Origin of the sequence: Flavobacterium sp. FlaQc-57 (assembly GCF_044007395.1) — a bacterium.
In the GTDB taxonomy this organism is placed as follows: domain Bacteria; phylum Bacteroidota; class Bacteroidia; order Flavobacteriales; family Flavobacteriaceae; genus Flavobacterium.
In genome coordinates this window covers 603970-623104 of record NZ_JBIPDA010000002.1, presented here as the reverse complement: position 1 = coordinate 623104, position 19135 = coordinate 603970, and the positions used below count along the sequence as shown (strand labels likewise).

At 34.0% G+C, this 19135-nt stretch carries 15 protein-coding genes and 1 tRNA gene; 7 read left to right on the top strand and 9 right to left on the bottom strand.

Annotated features, from left to right (window positions below; all coding sequences use genetic code 11):
• Positions 1–942, bottom strand: a complete 942-nt coding sequence (locus ACHRVZ_RS08670) for a ribose-phosphate pyrophosphokinase (protein ID WP_395421923.1) — start codon at positions 940–942, stop codon at positions 1–3.
• Positions 943–1243: 301 nt separating this feature from the next.
• On the opposite strand from ACHRVZ_RS08670, the gene ACHRVZ_RS08665 reads away from it, so the two are divergent.
• Positions 1244–1323 (top strand) — tRNA-Leu (locus tag ACHRVZ_RS08665).
• 148 nt (positions 1324–1471) lie between these two features.
• A complete protein-coding gene (locus ACHRVZ_RS08660) occupies positions 1472–1900 on the top strand; it encodes an SRPBCC domain-containing protein (RefSeq protein ID WP_395421922.1) in 429 nt (142 codons plus the stop codon).
• Positions 1901–1917: 17 nt separating this feature from the next.
• On the opposite strand, the gene ACHRVZ_RS08655 is transcribed toward ACHRVZ_RS08660, so the two are convergent.
• The 6 genes from ACHRVZ_RS08655 to ACHRVZ_RS08630 form a co-directional block, all read right to left on the bottom strand.
• Positions 1918–2379 carry an OsmC family protein gene (locus ACHRVZ_RS08655; protein WP_395421921.1) on the bottom strand — a complete coding sequence of 154 codons (462 nt, stop codon included), beginning with the start codon at positions 2377–2379 and terminating at the stop codon, positions 1918–1920.
• A 290-nt stretch (positions 2380–2669) separates the two neighbouring features.
• Positions 2670–3854 (bottom strand): aldose epimerase family protein, encoded by a 1185-nt coding sequence (locus ACHRVZ_RS08650; RefSeq protein ID WP_395421919.1) that lies wholly within the window; start codon positions 3852–3854, stop codon positions 2670–2672.
• Between the two features lie 124 nt (positions 3855–3978).
• The gene (gene araA, locus ACHRVZ_RS08645) at positions 3979–5487 is read right to left on the bottom strand and encodes an L-arabinose isomerase (RefSeq protein WP_395421918.1); all 1509 of its coding nucleotides are present in this window, start codon (positions 5485–5487) and stop codon (positions 3979–3981) included.
• A 150-nt stretch (positions 5488–5637) separates the two neighbouring features.
• Positions 5638–6339: an L-ribulose-5-phosphate 4-epimerase gene (locus tag ACHRVZ_RS08640; RefSeq protein ID WP_395421917.1), complete on the bottom strand. Its 702-nt coding sequence runs from the start codon at positions 6337–6339 to the stop codon at positions 5638–5640.
• Positions 6323–8014 carry a ribulokinase gene (locus tag ACHRVZ_RS08635; RefSeq protein ID WP_395421916.1) on the bottom strand — a complete coding sequence of 564 codons (1692 nt, stop codon included), beginning with the start codon at positions 8012–8014 and terminating at the stop codon, positions 6323–6325. Before ACHRVZ_RS08635 ends, ACHRVZ_RS08640 begins: the two co-directional genes overlap by 17 nt.
• A gap of 296 nt (positions 8015–8310) precedes the next feature.
• Positions 8311–9843 (bottom strand): alpha-N-arabinofuranosidase, encoded by a 1533-nt coding sequence (locus ACHRVZ_RS08630; RefSeq protein ID WP_395421914.1) that lies wholly within the window; start codon positions 9841–9843, stop codon positions 8311–8313.
• Between the two features lie 445 nt (positions 9844–10288).
• On the opposite strand from ACHRVZ_RS08630, the gene ACHRVZ_RS08625 reads away from it, so the two are divergent.
• A complete protein-coding gene (locus ACHRVZ_RS08625; RefSeq protein ID WP_041519939.1) occupies positions 10289–10978 on the top strand; it encodes an NUDIX domain-containing protein in 690 nt (229 codons plus the stop codon).
• Between the two features lie 261 nt (positions 10979–11239).
• Here ACHRVZ_RS08625 and ACHRVZ_RS08620 read toward each other — a convergent pair whose 3' ends face one another.
• Complete coding sequence (locus tag ACHRVZ_RS08620; protein WP_395421912.1) at positions 11240–12238, bottom strand: GntR family transcriptional regulator; 999 nt, start codon at positions 12236–12238, stop codon at positions 11240–11242.
• Positions 12239–12340: 102 nt separating this feature from the next.
• Here ACHRVZ_RS08620 and ACHRVZ_RS08615 point away from each other — a divergent pair, with 102 nt between their 5' ends.
• The 4 genes from ACHRVZ_RS08615 (at position 12341) to ACHRVZ_RS08600 (ending at position 17604) form a co-directional block, all read left to right on the top strand.
• Positions 12341–13396: an aldose epimerase family protein gene (locus ACHRVZ_RS08615; RefSeq protein WP_395421911.1), complete on the top strand. Its 1056-nt coding sequence runs from the start codon at positions 12341–12343 to the stop codon at positions 13394–13396.
• 27 nt (positions 13397–13423) lie between these two features.
• Positions 13424–14584 (top strand): galactokinase, encoded by a 1161-nt coding sequence (gene galK, locus ACHRVZ_RS08610; RefSeq protein ID WP_395421909.1) that lies wholly within the window; start codon positions 13424–13426, stop codon positions 14582–14584.
• Between the two features lie 16 nt (positions 14585–14600).
• The gene (locus tag ACHRVZ_RS08605; protein ID WP_395421908.1) at positions 14601–15662 is read left to right on the top strand and encodes a UDP-glucose--hexose-1-phosphate uridylyltransferase; all 1062 of its coding nucleotides are present in this window, start codon (positions 14601–14603) and stop codon (positions 15660–15662) included.
• A 256-nt stretch (positions 15663–15918) separates the two neighbouring features.
• Positions 15919–17604 (top strand): sodium/sugar symporter, encoded by a 1686-nt coding sequence (locus ACHRVZ_RS08600; RefSeq protein ID WP_395421906.1) that lies wholly within the window; start codon positions 15919–15921, stop codon positions 17602–17604.
• A 243-nt stretch (positions 17605–17847) separates the two neighbouring features.
• Here ACHRVZ_RS08600 and ACHRVZ_RS08595 read toward each other — a convergent pair whose 3' ends face one another.
• The gene (locus ACHRVZ_RS08595) at positions 17848–19098 is read right to left on the bottom strand and encodes an NAD(P)/FAD-dependent oxidoreductase (RefSeq protein ID WP_395421905.1); all 1251 of its coding nucleotides are present in this window, start codon (positions 19096–19098) and stop codon (positions 17848–17850) included.
• Positions 19099–19135: the final 37 nt, after the last annotated feature.

Genomic DNA, 19135 nt, shown 5'->3' with positions numbered 1-19135 from the left:
TTACATTATAAATTTTCCACTAATGGAATTGTTGTGGTGCACCATGTGCATTACTTCAGCAAAAAGCGGTGCACAACTCACTACTTTTATTTTCTTTGATTCTTTCTTTAACGGAATTGAATCGGTAACTATTAACTCGCTTAATTTTGAGTTTTCAATTTTTTCGTATGCATCACCTGATAAAATGGCGTGTGTACAAATTGCTCTTACGCTTAATGCTCCTTTTTCGATCATTAAATCTGCTGCTTTCGCTAATGTACCACCAGTATCGATCATGTCGTCTACTAATATTACGTTACGTCCTTTTACTTCGCCAATTAGCTCCATAGTATCGATAACGTTGGCTGCTTTTCTTTGTTTATAACAGATTACTACATCTGATTCTAAAAACTTAGAGTAAGCATATGCTCTTTTTGAACCTCCCATATCCGGAGATGCAATTGTTAAATTCTCTAATTTTAAACTTTCTACGTATGGTAAAAAGATTGTAGATGCAAATAAATGATCTACTGGTTTTTCGAAAAACCCTTGAATTTGATCTGCATGCAAATCCATTGTCATTACTCTTGTTGCTCCGGCAGCATCTAATAAATTAGCTACTAATTTTGCTCCAATCGGAACTCTTGGTTTATCTTTTCTATCTTGTCTTGCCCAACCAAAATAAGGCATAACAGCTGTAATGTGTCTTGCTGATGCACGTTTTGCCGCATCGATCATTAGTAACAATTCCATCAAATTATCAGCAGTTGGAAAAGTTGAGCACACGATAAAAACGCGTAATCCTCTAATTGATTCTTCGTACGATGGCTGAAATTCTCCATCACTGTACGTTGACATAGTTACTTTTCCTAACGGAATTCCGTATTGTTCTGCAATTTTTTCTGCAAGATAAACACTTTGTGAACAAGCAAAAATTTTAGCTTCTGGTTCTAGGTGCGACATTATAATTTGTTGTTTTTGCTCCGCTGCGCTCTGTACAATTCGGCTTCACCTTTTTAGGTAAAACAAAACCTGTATAAATGCCTCGGGTGTAGTTAGTTGTGTGTGCTTCGTTTTAACGAGGTGCAAATTTAGAAAATTTATTGGACACTGAAAGGAAAAAATTAAGTATTTTTATTAGAATTTTTAAATTTATTTTTTACATTTGCACCGTGTTAAAGGAATAAGCACAGTTATGACATCATAATTAACTTATTCTATTGCGTTAAATAATTGATTTATTAGTTATTTTTTCGTCTGCTAAGCCCGGATGGCGGAATTGGTAGACGCGCTGGTCTCAAACACCTGTGGGAAACCGTGCCGGTTCGACTCCGGCTCCGGGTACAAAAACCTCTTCATAACTGAAGAGGTTTTTTTGGTTTTAATCCGTTCTCAGCAAAAAATAAATTACTTTTTTTCAGCCTTAAATACCTTTGTTAAAGCAATCTAAAACTTTTTAACTTTGTGTTTATACATTATAATCAGTTGTAAAATGGAAAAAATAGAACATATCAACTACATCAAATCACCCATTTCAGATGTTTACAAAGCATTAACAACGCAAATAGGTCTTGGTGCAGTTTGGACTGAAGAATTGATTGTAAAACCAGAACCGGGTTTTATTAATGAGTTTGGTTTTGGAGACGATGATCTCACAAAAATGAAAGTGGCGGAATTATCCCTAAATAAAAGAATACTATGGGAATGTATCGAATCTGATCAGGAGTGGATTGGAACAAGCATTTCATTTGATCTATCAGAAAAAAATGGAGTAACCGCTGTTGTCCTCAAACATTTTGACTGGCGCGAACTCACTGAGTTTTATCAATGGTGCAACTACAACTGGGCAATGTTTCTGTTAAGTCTCAAAAGTTATTGTGAAGATGGCGAGGGAACACCATATCAAAAGCGAAAGTTTTAATTCATAGTTTATAGAATTCAGACCTCACAACTCGCCTCGTGCAAAACAGGAAAATTACACGAGTTCGCTATAAAACACAATTGATTAGCTTTAAAATGTAAATCCAAAGCCAATTCTATTTGGTCTGGATTTGAAATTTTCACCGCAGGCTTTAAACGAACCTCAACAAAACGTCCACTTCCATCTGCAGAAACTTCAAGGGTTGCTTCGGCATTGTCTGAATATTCAAGAACTTCTATTCCGTTTTGAGAGCAAACATATAAGTACGACATCATATGGCACGAAACTAAACTGCTTAACAGCAAATCTTCGGGATTATATAATTCCGGATCACCTTTGAAAGCTTTAGCCGCCGAAACATTTAAAACTGGTTTTCCTTCAATATTAATCTTGTGACTTTTGCTGTAAAATCTCTTTATTGAGTCTACTGGATTTTGATTTGAAGTCCAATTTACTTGTGCTTTGAATAGATGGATCATTTTGTTTTTTATTGCTAAGTTAAGATTTTTATATTGTAACCAAATTAATCACACAAAGGCGTGAAGCAGCATAATTTAAACACAGTCTTGTCATTTCGACGAAGGAGAAATCACATACGAAACTCCGCGCAAAAAGCCCCCAATCTTTGTCGAGTAACTAGTGCGATTTCTCCTTCGTCGAAATGACAAAAACGAGTGCAATTTATAACAAACTTAACCTCATAAAAAAACCTCGAAAGTATTCCTTTCGAGGTTTCCTAGAGAATTGAACTAATAAACAAATCCTAAAACTATTTCTTCACTGAGAATTTAAAAGTAGTTTTAGTTTTATAATTTTCTCCCGGGTTTAAAACCGTTGTTGGGAAATTTTTCTGATTTGGAGAATCCGGATAATGTTCTGTTTCCAGACAAAGCGCGGTTCTGTGACCAAATGTTCCACCTTTAGGCGTTGGTAAAGTTCCGTCAAGGAAATTTCCTGAGTAAAACTGAATTCCAGGTTCGTCTGTTGTTACTTCCAAAATTCTTCCGCTTGGTGCATGATATACTTTTGCAATGATCGTTTTTCCTTTTTCCGGATTATTCAATACCCAACAATGATCATACCCTTTACCTCTTTCTAATTGTTCGTTCTTCACTTCGATGTCTTTTCCAATTAATTTTGGAGTTCTAAAATCGAATGGTGTATTGGCAACATCATCTAATTTTCCTGTCGGAATTAAAGTTGCATCAACCGGGACAATTTTATCTGCATTTAAAGTCAATTCGTGATCTAAGATTGTTTTTGTAAAATCTCCAGATAAATTAAAATACGAATGTTGCGTTAAATTCACTACTGTTTTCTTATCTGTTGTAGCTTCATACAAAACTTCTAACTGATTATCATTTGTCAAAGTATAAGTAACAAAAACCTGTAAATTTCCAGGATAACCTTCTTCCATATCTTTACTTAAATACGATAATTTTAAAGAAGCCGTATCACCTGATTTTACCTCATCAGCTTTCCAAACAACGTTAAAATATCCCTGCGGTCCTCCGTGCAAAGCATTTTGCGCATTATTTATAGCTAATTGATATTCTTTTCCGTCTAATGTGAATTTTCCTTTAGCTATTCGATTTCCATATCTTCCGATCAAAGCTCCAAAGAATGGATTCTCTTTCTCGTATTGTGCCAAAGAATTAAATCCGATTACTACATTTTCAGAAACTCCCTCTTTATTTGGCACTTTCAAATCTGTAATTCTTCCTCCAAAAGTAATAATATCAACTTCCATCCCATTTTGGTTTTTCAGTTTGTAACTATCAACTTTTTCTCCTTTAGAAGTTGTTCCGTAAGAAGATTTTTCAATTGTAACCTTAGCTTTTTGATCTGAAGAAACTGTAGCGTCATCCATTTTTTTATCGTTTTTGCATTGAACTGAAATTGCGATCAAACTTAACAAGCTGATTCCAAAAACACAACGTTTTAATATATTCATAAATATTATTTTTTAAGATTATTGTGAAAAGTAAAATGTGAAAAGCTTAAAAGTAACAAATTTTAAGGCAAAAAATAAAACCTTTGAACCTTTGTAACTTAGAACCTCATCAGTACCTTAAAAACTAAAGTCCGTGTTGAAACAAATGAAAATAAGCTTCGTTAGCATTGATTTTATCTTTAAAGTCTCTCACGGTGGTTTTTTCATCAATAACCAATAATTCGATTCCGGCGATATCAGCGAAATCTTCCATATATTCTGTTGTGATAGCCTGACTGTAAACCGTATGATGCGCACCTCCGGCAAGAATCCATGCTGTTGCTGCGATATCCAGATTTGGCTTACAATCCCATAAAACTCTTGCAACCGGTAATTTTGGTAAATCTGCCAATGGTTTAATAGCTTCGACTTCATTTACAATCAAACGGAAACGATTCCCCATATCTACCAAAGAAACATTGATTGCGTCTCCGGCAGGCGAATTAAATACCAAACGTGCAGGATCTTCTTTTCCTCCAATTCCTAACGGATGCACTTCGCATGAAGGTTTTGCCTCTGCAATCGATGGACAAATTTCTAACATATGCGATCCTAAAACGTATGATTTTTGAGGTGTAAAATGATAGGTGTAATCTTCCATAAAAGATGTTCCCCCTTCAAGACCAATATTCATTACTTTTAATGCACGAACCATTGCCGCGGTTTTCCAGTCGCCTTCGCCTCCAAAACCGTAACCATCGGCCATTAATCTTTGTGTTGCAATTCCAGGAAGTTGTTTCCAGACTCCAAGATTTTCAAATGTATCTGTAAAAGCTCCAAAACCTCCTTCTTCAAGGAAAGCTCTCAAACCTAATTCTATTTTTGCTGCTTCAACCAAAGAGCTTCTTTGTGCTCCGCCTTCTTTTAAAGAATCTGTCAAAGAATAAGAAGATTCGTAAACTGCCAATAACTCATTCAATTGTTTCTCGGTAACTTTCTCGATATGTTTGGTAACATCTGAAGAATCATATCCGTTAACCGACATTCCGAAACGAATCTGAGCTTCTACTTTATCACCTTCTGTAACGGCAACTTCACGCATATTGTCTCCAATACGAGCCACTTTTAAATTTTGAAGTTCATCCCAACCTAAAGCTACTCTTGTCCAAACACCAAGTTTGTTTAAAACGCGAGGATCTTCCCAGTGTCCAACCACAACTTTACGTTTTTTACGCATTCTTGACATAATGAAACCAAATTCACGATCTCCGTGAGCCGATTGATTCAGGTTCATGAAATCCATGTCGATAGTTCCCCACGGAATTTCGGCGTTGTATTGTGTATGCAAATGACATAATGGTTTCTTTAAAATACTCAATCCGCCAATCCACATTTTTGCCGGAGAGAAAGTATGCATCCAGGCAATAATTCCAATACAGTTTTTAGCATTATTTGCTGCTAAACAAACATCTAAAATTTGTGAAGGAGACTTCACCACATCTTTATAAACCACTTTTACCGGAATACTAGATGAAGCACCTAATCCTTTTGCGATTATTTGCGAATGTTCTGCTACTTTTCTTAATGTTTCTTCACCGTATAATTCCTGGCTTCCTACTACAAACCAAACTTCTTTTTGAGAAATGTCAATCATGTCTTTTGTTTATTTTGTTTCAAGTTTCAGGTTTCAAGTTGTTGCAATCTGAAAGGTTGAAATGTTATTTTATTGTTTTTGTTTTGTTTGTTTCAAGTTCCAAGTTTCACGTTCCAACAACTTGAAACAAAGAAAACCTGAAACAAAATTTTACTGTCCGTAATACGAGTCTTTTCCGTGTTTACGATTGTAATGTTTCTTAATTAATGAATCCTTTAATCTTGGTGCGTTTGGGTTTATTTGTAAAGTCAGGTACGCCATTTCGGCAACTACTTCAAGAACTTTACTGTTGTACACTGCTTTTGCTGCATTTTTCCCCCAGGCAAACGGACCGTGATTTCCAATTAAAACCATTTCTACTTCTTCGTACGAAAGATTTTTTTCTTTGAAACAATCCAAAATCTGAATTCCGGTATTGTGTTCATAATTTCCTTCGATCAATGCATCTGCCATTGGCGGTGCACAGGGAATATCAGCTGTTAAATGATCGGCATGAGTAGTTCCGAAAATTGGAATATCTTGCTGCGATTGCGCCCAAGCCACAGAATATGTTGCGTGTGTATGTGCAACGCCTCCAATATTTGGCCAATTTTTGTATAAATAAGCATGCGTTTTGGTGTCTGATGACGGACGCATTGTTCCTTCGATAATGTTGTTATCAAAATCTACAATTACAATATCTTCCGGTTTTAAATCTTCGTACGGGACACCACTTGGTTTAATAGCAAAAACACCATTTTCTCTGTCAACTGCGCTTACGTTTCCAAAAGTGTATACGACCAAATTCAATGCGTTTAATTGCATATTGGCTTCGTAACATTCTTGCTTTAAATCTTTATATTGAGAACTCATGTTGCGAAATTTTAATTGTTGGATCTTCGTAAGCACTTAATTGATCGTAAGCAATTAGTAGTTTGTTATATGCTGCTACTTTATCTAATTGAGGGAAATATTCTCCGTCGAAATCGCTTCCTATTTTTTGACTAGCTTCGATTACATTTGGATAAATTCCGGCTGCAACGGCTGCATAAATTGCTGCACCCAAAGCAGGAGTCTGGTCTGAAGCTGCAATTTTAATAGGCTTGTTTAAAACATTTGCCAAAGTCTGCATGATAAAAGGAGATTTACGGGCAACGCCACCAATCCCGATAACGCTGTCAATTTTTACACCTTCTTCTTCAAAACGATCTACGATTTTCTTCGCTCCAAAACAAATGGCATTTACTAAGGCTTTGAATATATGAGGCGCTTTTGTTCCTAATGATAAATTCGAAATCGCGCTTTTTAATTCTTGGTTTGCGTCTGGAGTTCTTCTTCCGTTAATCCAGTCTAAAGCAATTGGAAGACTGTCTGAAACCGCAATTTTCTCTGCTTCTTTTGTCAATTCTACAATTAATTTATCGCTGAATTCTTCTCTTAATTGTTCTTTTTGTTCGTCATTTAAAACAGTTGAAACTGTCAGTAAATGATCTGTTGGCCAAAGCAATAATTCTTTGTACCAAGCCAATAAATCGCCAAAAGCAGATTGTCCTGCTTCCAAACCGATAAAGCCCGGAATTACTGATCCGTCAACTTGTCCGCAGATTCCGCGAACCGTTTTTGTTCCAACTTCGTCATATGAACCAACTAAAATATCGCAAGTTGAAGTTCCCATAACGCGAACTAAAGTATTTTCTCCAATTTTTGCTCCAACAGCTCCAGAATGTGCATCGAAAGTTCCAACAGCAACAACTGTTTCTGTAGAAAGTCCTAAACGATCTGCCCATTCTTTGCTTAAGTTTCCGGCAACTAAATCTGATGTATAAGTTTCATCATATAAATTTCCACGAAGTGTTGCTAAATATGGATGTAACTTTCCTAAAAATTCTGCTGGTGGTAAACCGTTCCAGTCTGTGTGCCACATTGCTTTATGTCCTGCTGCACAACGGCTTCTTTTAAATGTTTTTAAATCTTTATCTTCTATTAATAAATACGTCATTAAATCGCAATGCTCCATCCAGGTGTGTGCTGCATTTCGAACCGCTTCATCTTCTCTGGCAATGTGCAGAATTTTTGCCCAAAACCATTCTGATGAATAAATTCCGCCTACATATTTGGTTACATTTTCTCCGCCCCAGCTTACTGCCAGTTCGTTAATTTCGTTTGCTTCATTTATTGAAGTATGATCTTTCCATAAAACCATCATCGCATTTGGGTTTTCTTCAAAACCTTTTGTCAATGCCAACGGAATTCCTTCTTTCGTTACAGGAACTGGAGAAGATCCGGTTGTATCAATACAGATTCCTCGAACTTGCGAAGGATCTACTTTACTTTCTTTTATAACGGTTTGAATAGTAATTTCAAGACCTTCAATATGGTCTAAAGGATGTTGACGAAATTGATTTATGGATGCATCACAATACTGCTTGTTTTTCCATCTTTTATAATGAGAAACATTTGACGCCAGCTCTTGCCCATTTTTAGTGTCTATTAGCACCGCTCTGACAGAATCTGTTCCGTAGTCTAACCCTATAACGTAATTTTTCATTCGAAATTCATTTTTAATAATGACAAATATAATTATAAATAATTCATAAGTGTATAAAAAACACTTAACAAAAAAGGCGCACGTTATTTTTGCAAATAATGCATCAAAATCAAATATTTAACCTTAAAACCAATAATAAACGTTAGTTTTACACTTGTTCGATTGCGAATACTTCACCTTAAAATTAAAAATAGCCTCAAAGTCAAACTAAAATTGGCTTTATTTTAATTTATTAGTACTCTAATCAATAAACTCTCTTATTCGAAATAAATAAGAGAGTCAATACATTTGTAATTCTATTTTCCTTCTAAAACTAATACTGAAAAAGGCGGAATCGTAATTTCTAATTTTCCTTTTTTATTCTCGAAACCTTTAAAAATTGTTGGTATAATTTTATTTGGAGCATCAAAAGAGTTGAAATCCTGCAATTTTGCTGCCGTTAAAATTGTTCCTGTAAAGTTTTTAACTCCCAAATCATTTACATCAATTTCTATTTTGTTTTTATTCTTTGAATCAATGTTTACTATTGAAATATGAACTACTCCTTTTTTATCTTTTGAAGCTGATGCCGAAACTGCCGGAAGTGTTTCTCCTTTATAAGTATATTTTGGTGAATTAAAATTTAAGGCCAATAATGTAGCGTCCTGATGCACGTTATACATTTTCATTACATGATAGGTTGGCGTGGTAATCATTTTTGCTTTGTCTGTCAAGATCACAGCTTGCAAAACATTTACACATTGCGCCAAATTTGCCATACGAACTCTATCGGCATGATTGTTAAATATGTTTAATGTCGATCCTGCCAAAACTGCGTCGCGCATCGTATTTTGCTGGAACAAAAATCCTGGATTACTTCCTTTTTCAACATCATACCAACCGCCCCATTCATCTACTACAAGGTCAATTTTTTTATTTGGATCGTACTTATCCATAATGGCTGAATGTTTGGTAACCAATTCTTCCATTTTCAAAGCTTCTTTCATTGTCGCAAAATATTGCTCTTCGGTAAAATCAACTCCATCGCCTTTTTTATTCCAATCAATTACAGAATAATGATGAAGTGCCACACCACCCAACATATTGGCAGGAATATTTTTCATTAAAGTTTCTGTCCAATTATAATTGTCACTATTTGCACCTGATGCAATTCTCACTATATCATTTGGCATAAATGTGGCATATTTTCGATACTCATTGGCATAATAATCTGCTGTCATATTTCCACCGCAACCCCAGGCTTCATTTCCTATCCCCCAAAAATTTACTTTCCAAGGTTCTGTTCTGCCATTTTTGGTACGCAAATCACTCATCGGGCTTTTACCTTTAAAATTGGCATATTGTACCCAATCCGAAAGCTCCTGAACTGTGCCACTGCCAACATTTCCTGATAGGTAAGGTTCTGCACCAAGTAATTCGCACATGTTTAAAAAATCGTGTGTACCAAAACTATTATCCTCTGTTACTCCTCCCCACCATTGATTTACAATTGTTGGTCTGTTTTCTTTTGGTCCAATACCATCTTTCCAGTGATAGGTATCTGCAAAACAACCACCCGGCCATCTTAAATTGGGAATTTTCAATTCTTTTAATGCTTTAATAATATCATTTCGTACTCCATTTGTGTTCGGAATTTTCGAGGTATCTCCAACAAAAAAACCTCCATAAATAGATCTGCCCAAATGTTCGGCAAAATGTCCATAAATGTTTCTATTTATAGTGGGCGCATCAGTTGCAGCTTTTACAGAAATTACTGTAGTCTGACTTTGAGCAAAACTAACATGATTGCAAACGGTAATAAGAAATGCTATTAAAAGTGTTTTTTTCATAATATATCTGTGTTGTAATACAATACATTTTTTTAAAGTCTTTACTCGTGTAAATTACTTTTTTATAAGTGTTTTTTACACATTTGTAAATTTAACTAAAATAAACCCGAAAAAACAAATTAATACTATTTAAAACGTCAAATAAAAATGCATTTCGCAAATGAAGTGTGAAAATTCAGCTAAAAACAGATGCTCTTTCTGTAAAACATTACCATAAGTCCAAAATTTCAACCAAATCAATCAATAATTATAGGATTTTAATAAAAAATGAAATTCTAAGCTTCATTTTAGCAAGAAAAAAACCATTACTTTTGTCTGTATTTTCATAAAAATCATTAACTTAAGATTATTATTATTAAGTATATCATCATAAGTGTAAAATATACATTAATATAGTTGTAAAACAAATCGAGAAGTTTATATATTTACCAATAAAAAATTGAATATGCTAAACAGTTATAGCTCTGCAGATAAAGTACTATTAGCAGTAGATTGTATCATTTTTGGGTTCGACCATGAGGGGTTGAAAATCTTATTAATCAAGAGAGACTTTGAGCCTGAAAAAGGAAAATGGTCTTTAATTGGTGGCTTTTTAAAACGAGATGAAGTACTAGACGATGCGGCTATCAGAATTTTAAATACTTACACAGGTTTAAACGATATTTATATGGAGCAGTTATATGCTTATAGTGAAATTGATCGTGACCCTGTCGAAAGAACCATCTCTGTTTCGTATTATGCTTTAATTAATATTGAAAATCATAATGCTGAACTGATTAAAAATTATCATGCGCAATGGTTTAGCATTACTGATGCTCCAAATTTAATTTTTGACCATAATGAAATGGTTAAAAATGCCATTAAAAGATTACGATACAGAACTTCGATCAAACCTATTGGATTTGAATTGCTTCCTGAAAAATTCACAATGCGTCAATTACTGGAATTGTATGAAGCTATTTTGAGTAAAGAGTTAGATAAACGAAACTTTATAAGTAAAATCAATTCATTAGAGATTCTAAATAAATTAGAAGAAAAAGATATGCAGTCGTCACGAAAAGGATCTTATCTGTATACTTTCAACAAAGAAAAATACGAAGAAAAATTACTGAACGATTTTGTACTGAACCTATAAAAAACTTAAATGCAGATTGAATTTTCTTTAAAAAACCAAAACCCTGAAAACTACAACCTTTCAGGGTTTTTTACTTCAATAAAACTACTGTTAAAAAACTAAAAATTAGAGAATCAAAAACTAATTAAAAAATAAGTGTAAAATTTACATTTACAAATGTAAGTAAAAATTTGTTCCCTTATTTTTTTAGTGCATTATCAAACAAAAATGTTTTTAGTTGTGAAATAAATACTCAGCAATAGAGATTCGATTTTAATAGTTTTATAAAGAATTCCTAATAATCAAAGACGATTTATTCTCTATTTGTTCTTTGCTGCCTTTAAGAACCATGTCGGCCAGAATTTTTCCCATCATTTCAAAATGAGTTGAAATAGTTGTAATTCCATTTGCTACAATTTTTTTCAAAGGGGTTTCATTATAAGATATAATCCCAAAATCGGTACCAAGTTTCAAATTTTGAATTCTTGCTTTTTCTATTACGTGAACTAAATCACGATCATTCGGAATTATAAATAAATCTCCAAAAACAATTTCTCTGTCTGCAAATTCAGTGATGATTTCATACTCAAAATCATTCTCTGAACAAAAAGCTTCAAAACCAATTTTCATTCCGAGTGGCTCTCTGAATCCAGGAAAAATTAAAATCAGTTTTATGTATTTAATCAATTTAACTTTGCCTTTCATTAAACCTTCGAAAATATCTTTTTGATGATTTTGATAAATTGCAGGATACAATTTTAATTCCGGATTGGTTTGATCCAGTATGATAACTTCACCTACTGGTAGGTTTTTTATAAAATTGGCAACATCGTTTAAATTAGTCGGCATGATAATGTATTTCGTATAATTGCCATTACTGTCGTTGATCAGTTTCTGAAAAACCTGTATATTAAAATGATGGAAGAAAATATCAACCTGAACATTTTTTCCAATGTGTTGCAAAAACGAATTATAAATATCTTCTTTAAAACTATTTAATTCATCAAATAATAAAAAAACCTTCTGTTTTATAGTGGTTTCTACGCTTTTAACATAATAACCTTTACCGGGAATGGCATAAATAATCCCTCTTTTTTTGAGTTCATCATAACCTAATAAAACGGTATCTCGAGACAATGAAAAAGCCAAACAAACTTTATTCACCGACGGAAGCCGGTCACCTTTTACCAATTTACCTTCTTCAATTGCTTTCTCTATTGAAAGAATAATCTGCTTATATTTTGGCAAACCAAGATTGTTTTGAATCGAAATAACATTCATAAAAGATAGATTTTCTTGCAATATACAAAAAACTGGTAGGTACTGGTATGCAAAAATAGAGAATGTTTCTATTTTTGGATTTCATTTTTTTCTAAAATTTACATGGAAACAAAGAACATATCGCATTTTCAAGAAGCACCTTCGTCCAAATCTTTTGGTTTAACATTAGATAATGAAGAAGTTCTTTCTTTTAAATTATCGAACAAAAATGGTATGAATGTGCAGATTATAAATTATGGAGCAACTGTTACTTCAATACAAGTTCCAACCTCGGGCGGTAATCTTGTTGATGTAGTTTTAGGTTTCGATAATCTGGAATCTTATTTGGCTTCATACAATTTGCCAAGCGCTCCATATTTGGGTACAACTGTTGGGCGATATGCAGGCCGAATCGACAAAGGTATTTTTACATTAAACAATAAAAAATTCCAACTCAAAACGAATAATAATGAGAATGCTTTGCATGGCGGGAATAGCGGTTTTGGAAAAAAAGTATGGAACATCTCCAATTTAACTTCTGGTGATAATCCGTCTATAACATTTAGTTTGTTGAGTCCGGATTTAGACGAAAATTATCCTGGTGCATTACGTGTTGATTTAATCTATACTTTAACGGAAGAAAACGAATTAAAGTTAGAATACAAAGCCACATCTACCGAAGATACCATTATTAACCTTACGCATCATAGTTATTTTAATCTTGATGGTCACGATGGTTCTGTTTTAAATCAGGAAATGTTTATTGATTCTGAGAAAATATTAGAAACTAACTCCGGAAATATTCCAACAGGAAAATTCACGCCACTTTCTAATAATGATTTTGATTTTAGAAATTCAAAATCATGCCCTGCTTCAATCGATCATTCATTTGTGATTGAACCTGTAAATAATGTTGTGGCGAAATTGTTCAGCTCAAAAAATAATTTACAAATGAGTGTTTACACAGATCAGCCAAGTGTACATATATATGTAGGCGGAAATTGTTTTGATATTTTAAAAGGTAAAGAAAATGCTGTTTATCATTCGTCAAGCGGCATTTGTTTTGAAACTCAAAATTATCCGGATGCGCCCAATCACGAACATTTTCCGAATTCGGTTTTAAGAAAAGGAGAAACATACCAACAGAAAACAATTTATAAGTTTGAAAATATAAACTAATATTTCAGCTAAAACAATTACAAAATAATGAATGACATTTTAATACAAAATACAACTGCTTTTTTTGAGAAATCTTTCGGATCAAAACCTCAAAAAACAGTCCTTTCCCCAGGAAGAATTAATATTATTGGAGAACATATAGACTACAATGATGGTTATGTTTTACCAGCAGCAATCGACAAAATAATTTGTTTTGCTTTTGAAAAAAACAACACTAAAAAATCTAAAATAATTGCCATCGATTTAAACGAAGAGTTCGAAATTGACTTGACTCAGGAAATCAAACTGAGTGATGTTGTCTGGACCAATTACATTCGTGGCGTAATAAAACAATTACAAGATAACGGATTTTCGTTTGAAGGTTTCAATTGTGTTTTTAGCAGTAATATTCCGGTTGGTTCAGGATTGTCTTCTTCTGCAGCTTTAGAATGCGGGATGATTTTTGGGATCGCAGCACTTTTCAATTTAGAAATTAAAAAAGTTGATCTTGCTTTATTAGGTCAAAAAGCAGAACATTGGGTAGGCATTAATTGTGGTATTATGGACCAGTTTTCGAGCGTTCATGGTCTTGAAAATAAAGTAATAAAACTAGATTGCAATACGCTGGATTTTGAATATCACAATGCTGATTTTAAAGATTATTCCTTGATTTTGTTTGACAGCAATGTAAAACACTCTCTTTTTACCTCTGAATATAATACCCGAAGAATTGAATGTGAACAAGGTTTAGCGATTATTGCAGCTAATTTTCCTGAAGTAAAAAGTTTTAGAGATTGTACTGAAGAACAACTTTTGAGCATTAAGGACAAGATGAACGAAACTGTATTTAAAAGAGTACATTATGTTGTAAAAGAAATTAACCGCGTAATAAAAGCTTGTGAAGCTTTGGACAAAGGAAATATTGAGCTTTTAGGACAGTTGTTATTTGAAACACATTATGGTTTATCACAAGAATATGAGGTAAGTTGTGCTGAATTGGATATGCTTGTAGATACTGCAAAAGCTGATGATTCTATAATTGGTTCACGCTTAATGGGCGGAGGTTTTGGCGGTTGCACGATCAATTTGATTAAAAAAGGGCAAGAAAATGAGGTCAAACGTAAGTTTTCAAATCTTTATTTAGATACATTTGGGATTGAATTAAAATTCTATGACGTAAAAATCTCAAACGGAACAACATTACTTTAATACCACACAGAATAAAATGAAAAATTTTGACATTAACGAAGATCCTCACAGACGTTTTAACCCTTTAATTAATGAATGGGTATTGGTATCACCTCATCGTGCAAAACGCCCGTGGCAAGGACAAAATGAAACACTGGCAACTGAAACTTTACCAGAATACGACTCAACTTGTTATTTGTGTCCCGGGAATGTTCGTGCAAACGGTGTAAGCAATCCTGCTTATGATAACAGTTTTGTATTCGAAAATGATTTTGCTGCAATGAAGCAGGACGAAATTATTTTTGAGGAAGATATCAAACATACCTTTTTTAAGGCAAAACCAGAACAGGGAATTTCAAGAGTGGTTTGTTTTTCACCAAGACACGATCTTACATTACCGGAAATGGAAATTGATGGTATTGAAAACATCATTAAAACCTGGCAAAAAGAATATACCGACTTAGGAAACATTAAATATATCAATCACGTTCAGATTTTTGAAAATAAAGGAAGTGTAATGGGATGTAGTAACCCGCATCCGCACGGACAAATCTGGGCGCAGTCATCACTTCCAACACAAGTTGAGAAAACTCATAATAGCCTTAAATCATATTATGATAAAAACAAAAGAACACTTCTTGAAGATTACATTCAAGCCGAATTAAAAACAGGAGAACGTGTTGTAATCGAAAACGATCATTTTGTGGCTTTAGTTCCATTTTGGGCAATCTGGCCATACGAAACCATGGTTGTAAGCAAAAGAGCGCTTAGCAAAATAACTGATTTTACGGCTGAAGAAACAAATGCTTTTGCCAAAATTTTAAAACAATTGACAATAAAGTACGATAATTTATTTAGTACTTCTTTCCCATATTCATCAGGAATTCATCAGGCACCAACAGATAGTTTAGAGCATCCGGAGTGGCATTTTCATATGCATTTTTATCCACCATTATTGCGATCAGCAACGGTGAAAAAATTCATGGTGGGTTACGAAATGTTAGGCGAAGCTCAAAGAGATATTACTGCCGAAAAAAGTGCAGAAATTTTAAGACAGCAATCAGATATTCATTATAAATTGAATACTAAATCGAAATAAAATAAAATTTTAACACAATAAACCGTTTTACAAATGTAAAAAACACATTTGTTCTTGGTGTATTTATAATTATTTATTTTACTTTTGGCTTTCATTCTTATTTTCATAAAAAAATAACATAATAAAAACACATATCACACTTTAAACCAATATTCATAATAAAAATATCGTTTCGAAAAATTTCCACAAAACGATGTTTTTTAAGAACCAGATAAAAACAAACAATCACCTATACTAATTTAAAATACCAAAAACAATGAACCAAAACCTCGCTTTCGCAGATTATGCGGTTTTTATAATTTATTTCATCGTAGTCTCGGCCTACGGTTATTCTGTTTATAGCAAACGTAAAAAAGACGAACATGATGCTAAAGCTTATTTCCTGGCTGAAGGAAACTTAACTTGGTGGGCTATTGGAGCTTCGCTAATTGCATCAAACATCTCTGCTGAGCAATTTATCGGAATGAGTGGTGAGGGTTTCTTTTTAGGAATCGCTGTTGCGGCTTACGAATGGCTTGCGGCTGTTGCGCTTATTATCGTTGCAGTATGGTTTATTCCTGTATATCTTAAAAACAAGATTTACACGATGCCACAATTCTTAAAAACGCGTTACAACGAATCGACTGCTTTGATTATGGCTGTTTTTTGGTTGTTTTTGTATGTTTTTGTAAACTTAACTTCGATTTTATATTTAGGAGCAGTTGCTATTAACGGACTTGCCGGAGGAGAATATCTTCACGTAATTATGGTTGGATTGGCTGTGTTTGCTTTGTTTATCTCTCTTGGAGGTATGAAAGTTGTGGCTTATACAGATGTTATTCAGGTTGCTGTTTTAATTATTGGAGGTTTAGTAACTTCTTATATTGCATTGACAACTGTTGGACACTATTTTGGTGTGGGCGAAAATGCTATTGCAGGTTTCAAAGTCTTAATGAGAGAAGCTCCGGAACATTTCAAAATGATTATTCCAAAACCAACTGCAACATCATCGCAACTTGAGATCGACAAATACTTAACTTTCCCTGGTTTGATGTCTTACCTTGCCGGTATCTGGATCATCAACTTAAACTATTGGGGTTGTAACCAATACATTACTCAAAGAGCGCTTGGTGCAGATTTACAAACTGCTCGTACAGGTATTTTATTTGCAGGTATGCTAAAATTATTAATGCCTTTAATTGTAATGTTACCTGGTATTGCTGCTTTTGTCTTATATGAAAACGGACATTTACCTCAATTGGTTGGAGGAAAAGACGGAGCTTATTCTGCTGTATTGACTTTCTTGCCAACGGGTTTAAAAGGACTTTCTGTTGCGGCTTTAACTGCTGCAATTGTGGCTTCATTAGCCGGAAAAGTAAATAGTATTTCGACAATCTATACTTTAGATATTCATAAAAAATACATCCAAAAAGAGGCGGGCGAAAAACAACAGGTAAACATTGGTAGAATTGCCGTTTTTGCAGCAATGCTTTTAGCCGTGTTATTTACATGGAATGATATTCTGGGAATTGGCGGTGTTGGTGGATTCACTTACATCCAAAAATACACCGGATTCATTAGCCCGGGAGTTTTTGCAATGTTCTTCCTTGGTATGTTCTGGAAAAGAACTACTGGAACTGCTGCCATTGTGGGTGTAATTTTAGGTTTTGTATTGTCTGTATTATTCAATGAATATGCACCAATGTTATTCGGAAACGAGACTTTATTATATACGGCTTATCCTAACGGAAAAGGTGCTTTCGAAATTCCTTTCCATATTTGTATGGGATTATCGTTCTTCTTTACAATGTTAGCAATGATCGGAATCAGTTTTGCTGGTCCAAAAGTAAATCCTAAAGCATTTGAAATAGACGCTGAAATGTTTAAAGTAAAACCACAAACTACAGTTTTAATCGTAATTACTTTATTGATTATCGTGGCTTTATATGTTAAGTTTTGGTAGTATAATTTTTTACTATATTATTTTTTGAAGATAAAAAGGCTGTCAATTTTGACAGCCTTTTTTTTATTAAACCATTTGGTGAAATTATTTTAACACATAGAGACATAGATTTTTTAAACTTAAAAAGACGTTTCACTTGCATTAACCAACATAGCTATATGTTAAATTATTCTTTCAACCCGAACAAAGCGACGGATAAAGCAATCACACTCAACAAGATAAACAGTTAAAAAAAAGCCCTGATTATTCAGAGCCTTGTTCTTTTTGCATATTTAGCAAATACGCCATATTTGCAATTACGTGATCGTGTTTTTTTACAAACGGATTTTCCTCATTCCAAACATAACCTGCCAGAACCGAGCATATTTTTTCTTTTACATCTGGATTTTCAGGCTGATGAAAAAACAAGGTTTGTAAATTTCCTGTGTACCATTCTTTCACATAAGTGGTAAAAACGGCAATTCCGCGTTTCATATATTCAGTAAATTCAACTTCCCAGTCTACTGCAATTCCTTGCGATTCTTTCAAGTATAATTTGGCCGCCAACATTCCGGATTCGGTTGCAAAAGCAACTCCTGATGAAAAAACAGGATCTAAAAATTCAGAGCTATTTCCTGTTAAGGCAAAACCGTCACCGTACATTCTTTTTACCGCTCTTGAATAATTTTCGAGTTTTACAGGATCAAACAAAAACTCCGTTCCTTTAAATCTTTTAATATAAAAATCAGATTTCTGAATCGCATTTCGCAAAGCCTCAGCATTGTCTTTATTTTCAGATAATGAATTGATAAAATCTGTTGGTCCAACAACGCCTAAACTTGTATTTCCGTTCGAAAAAGGAATCACCCACAGCCAAACTTCAGTTTCCAAAATATCAAATGAAATCTGAGTTCCTTCCTCGCCTTCTTCTCGATTAATATCTTTTACATGTGTAAATATCGACGAATGCGGATCTAATTGCGAAGGCGTATCAAGATCTAAAAGTCGTGGTAAAACTCTACCATATCCGCTGGAATCAATAATGAATTTAGCATGAATTTCTTTTAAATTTCCGTCTTTGTCTTTTACAATCGTTTTCGAATTTTTTCCTTCAAAAGAAACTTCCACTACTTCCGATTCAAATTCTAAATCAATCCCTTTTCTAATGACTTCCTGCGCCATTGTATTATCAAAATCAGCTCTCGGTACTTGCCACGTCCAATCCCATCCTTCACCAAATTTTTTACTGAAATCAAAAACACAAATTTCTTCTCCTCTAATAAATCTCGCACCTAATTTTTTTTCAAAATTCATCGCGTCAAGACTCTCAAAAAGTTCAGCTTCAGCAAAATGATCCATTACACGCGGAATAAGGCTTTCGCCTACCACAAGTCTTGGGAATTTTGTTTTTTCAACGACCTTTATCTTAACGTTGTTTTTATGCAGATATGATGCCGAGACACACCCAGAAGGTCCTGCACCTATGATTAGAACATCTACAAACTCCTTTGTCATATTAGAAATGTTATGATTTATTTAACTTACATTTGCC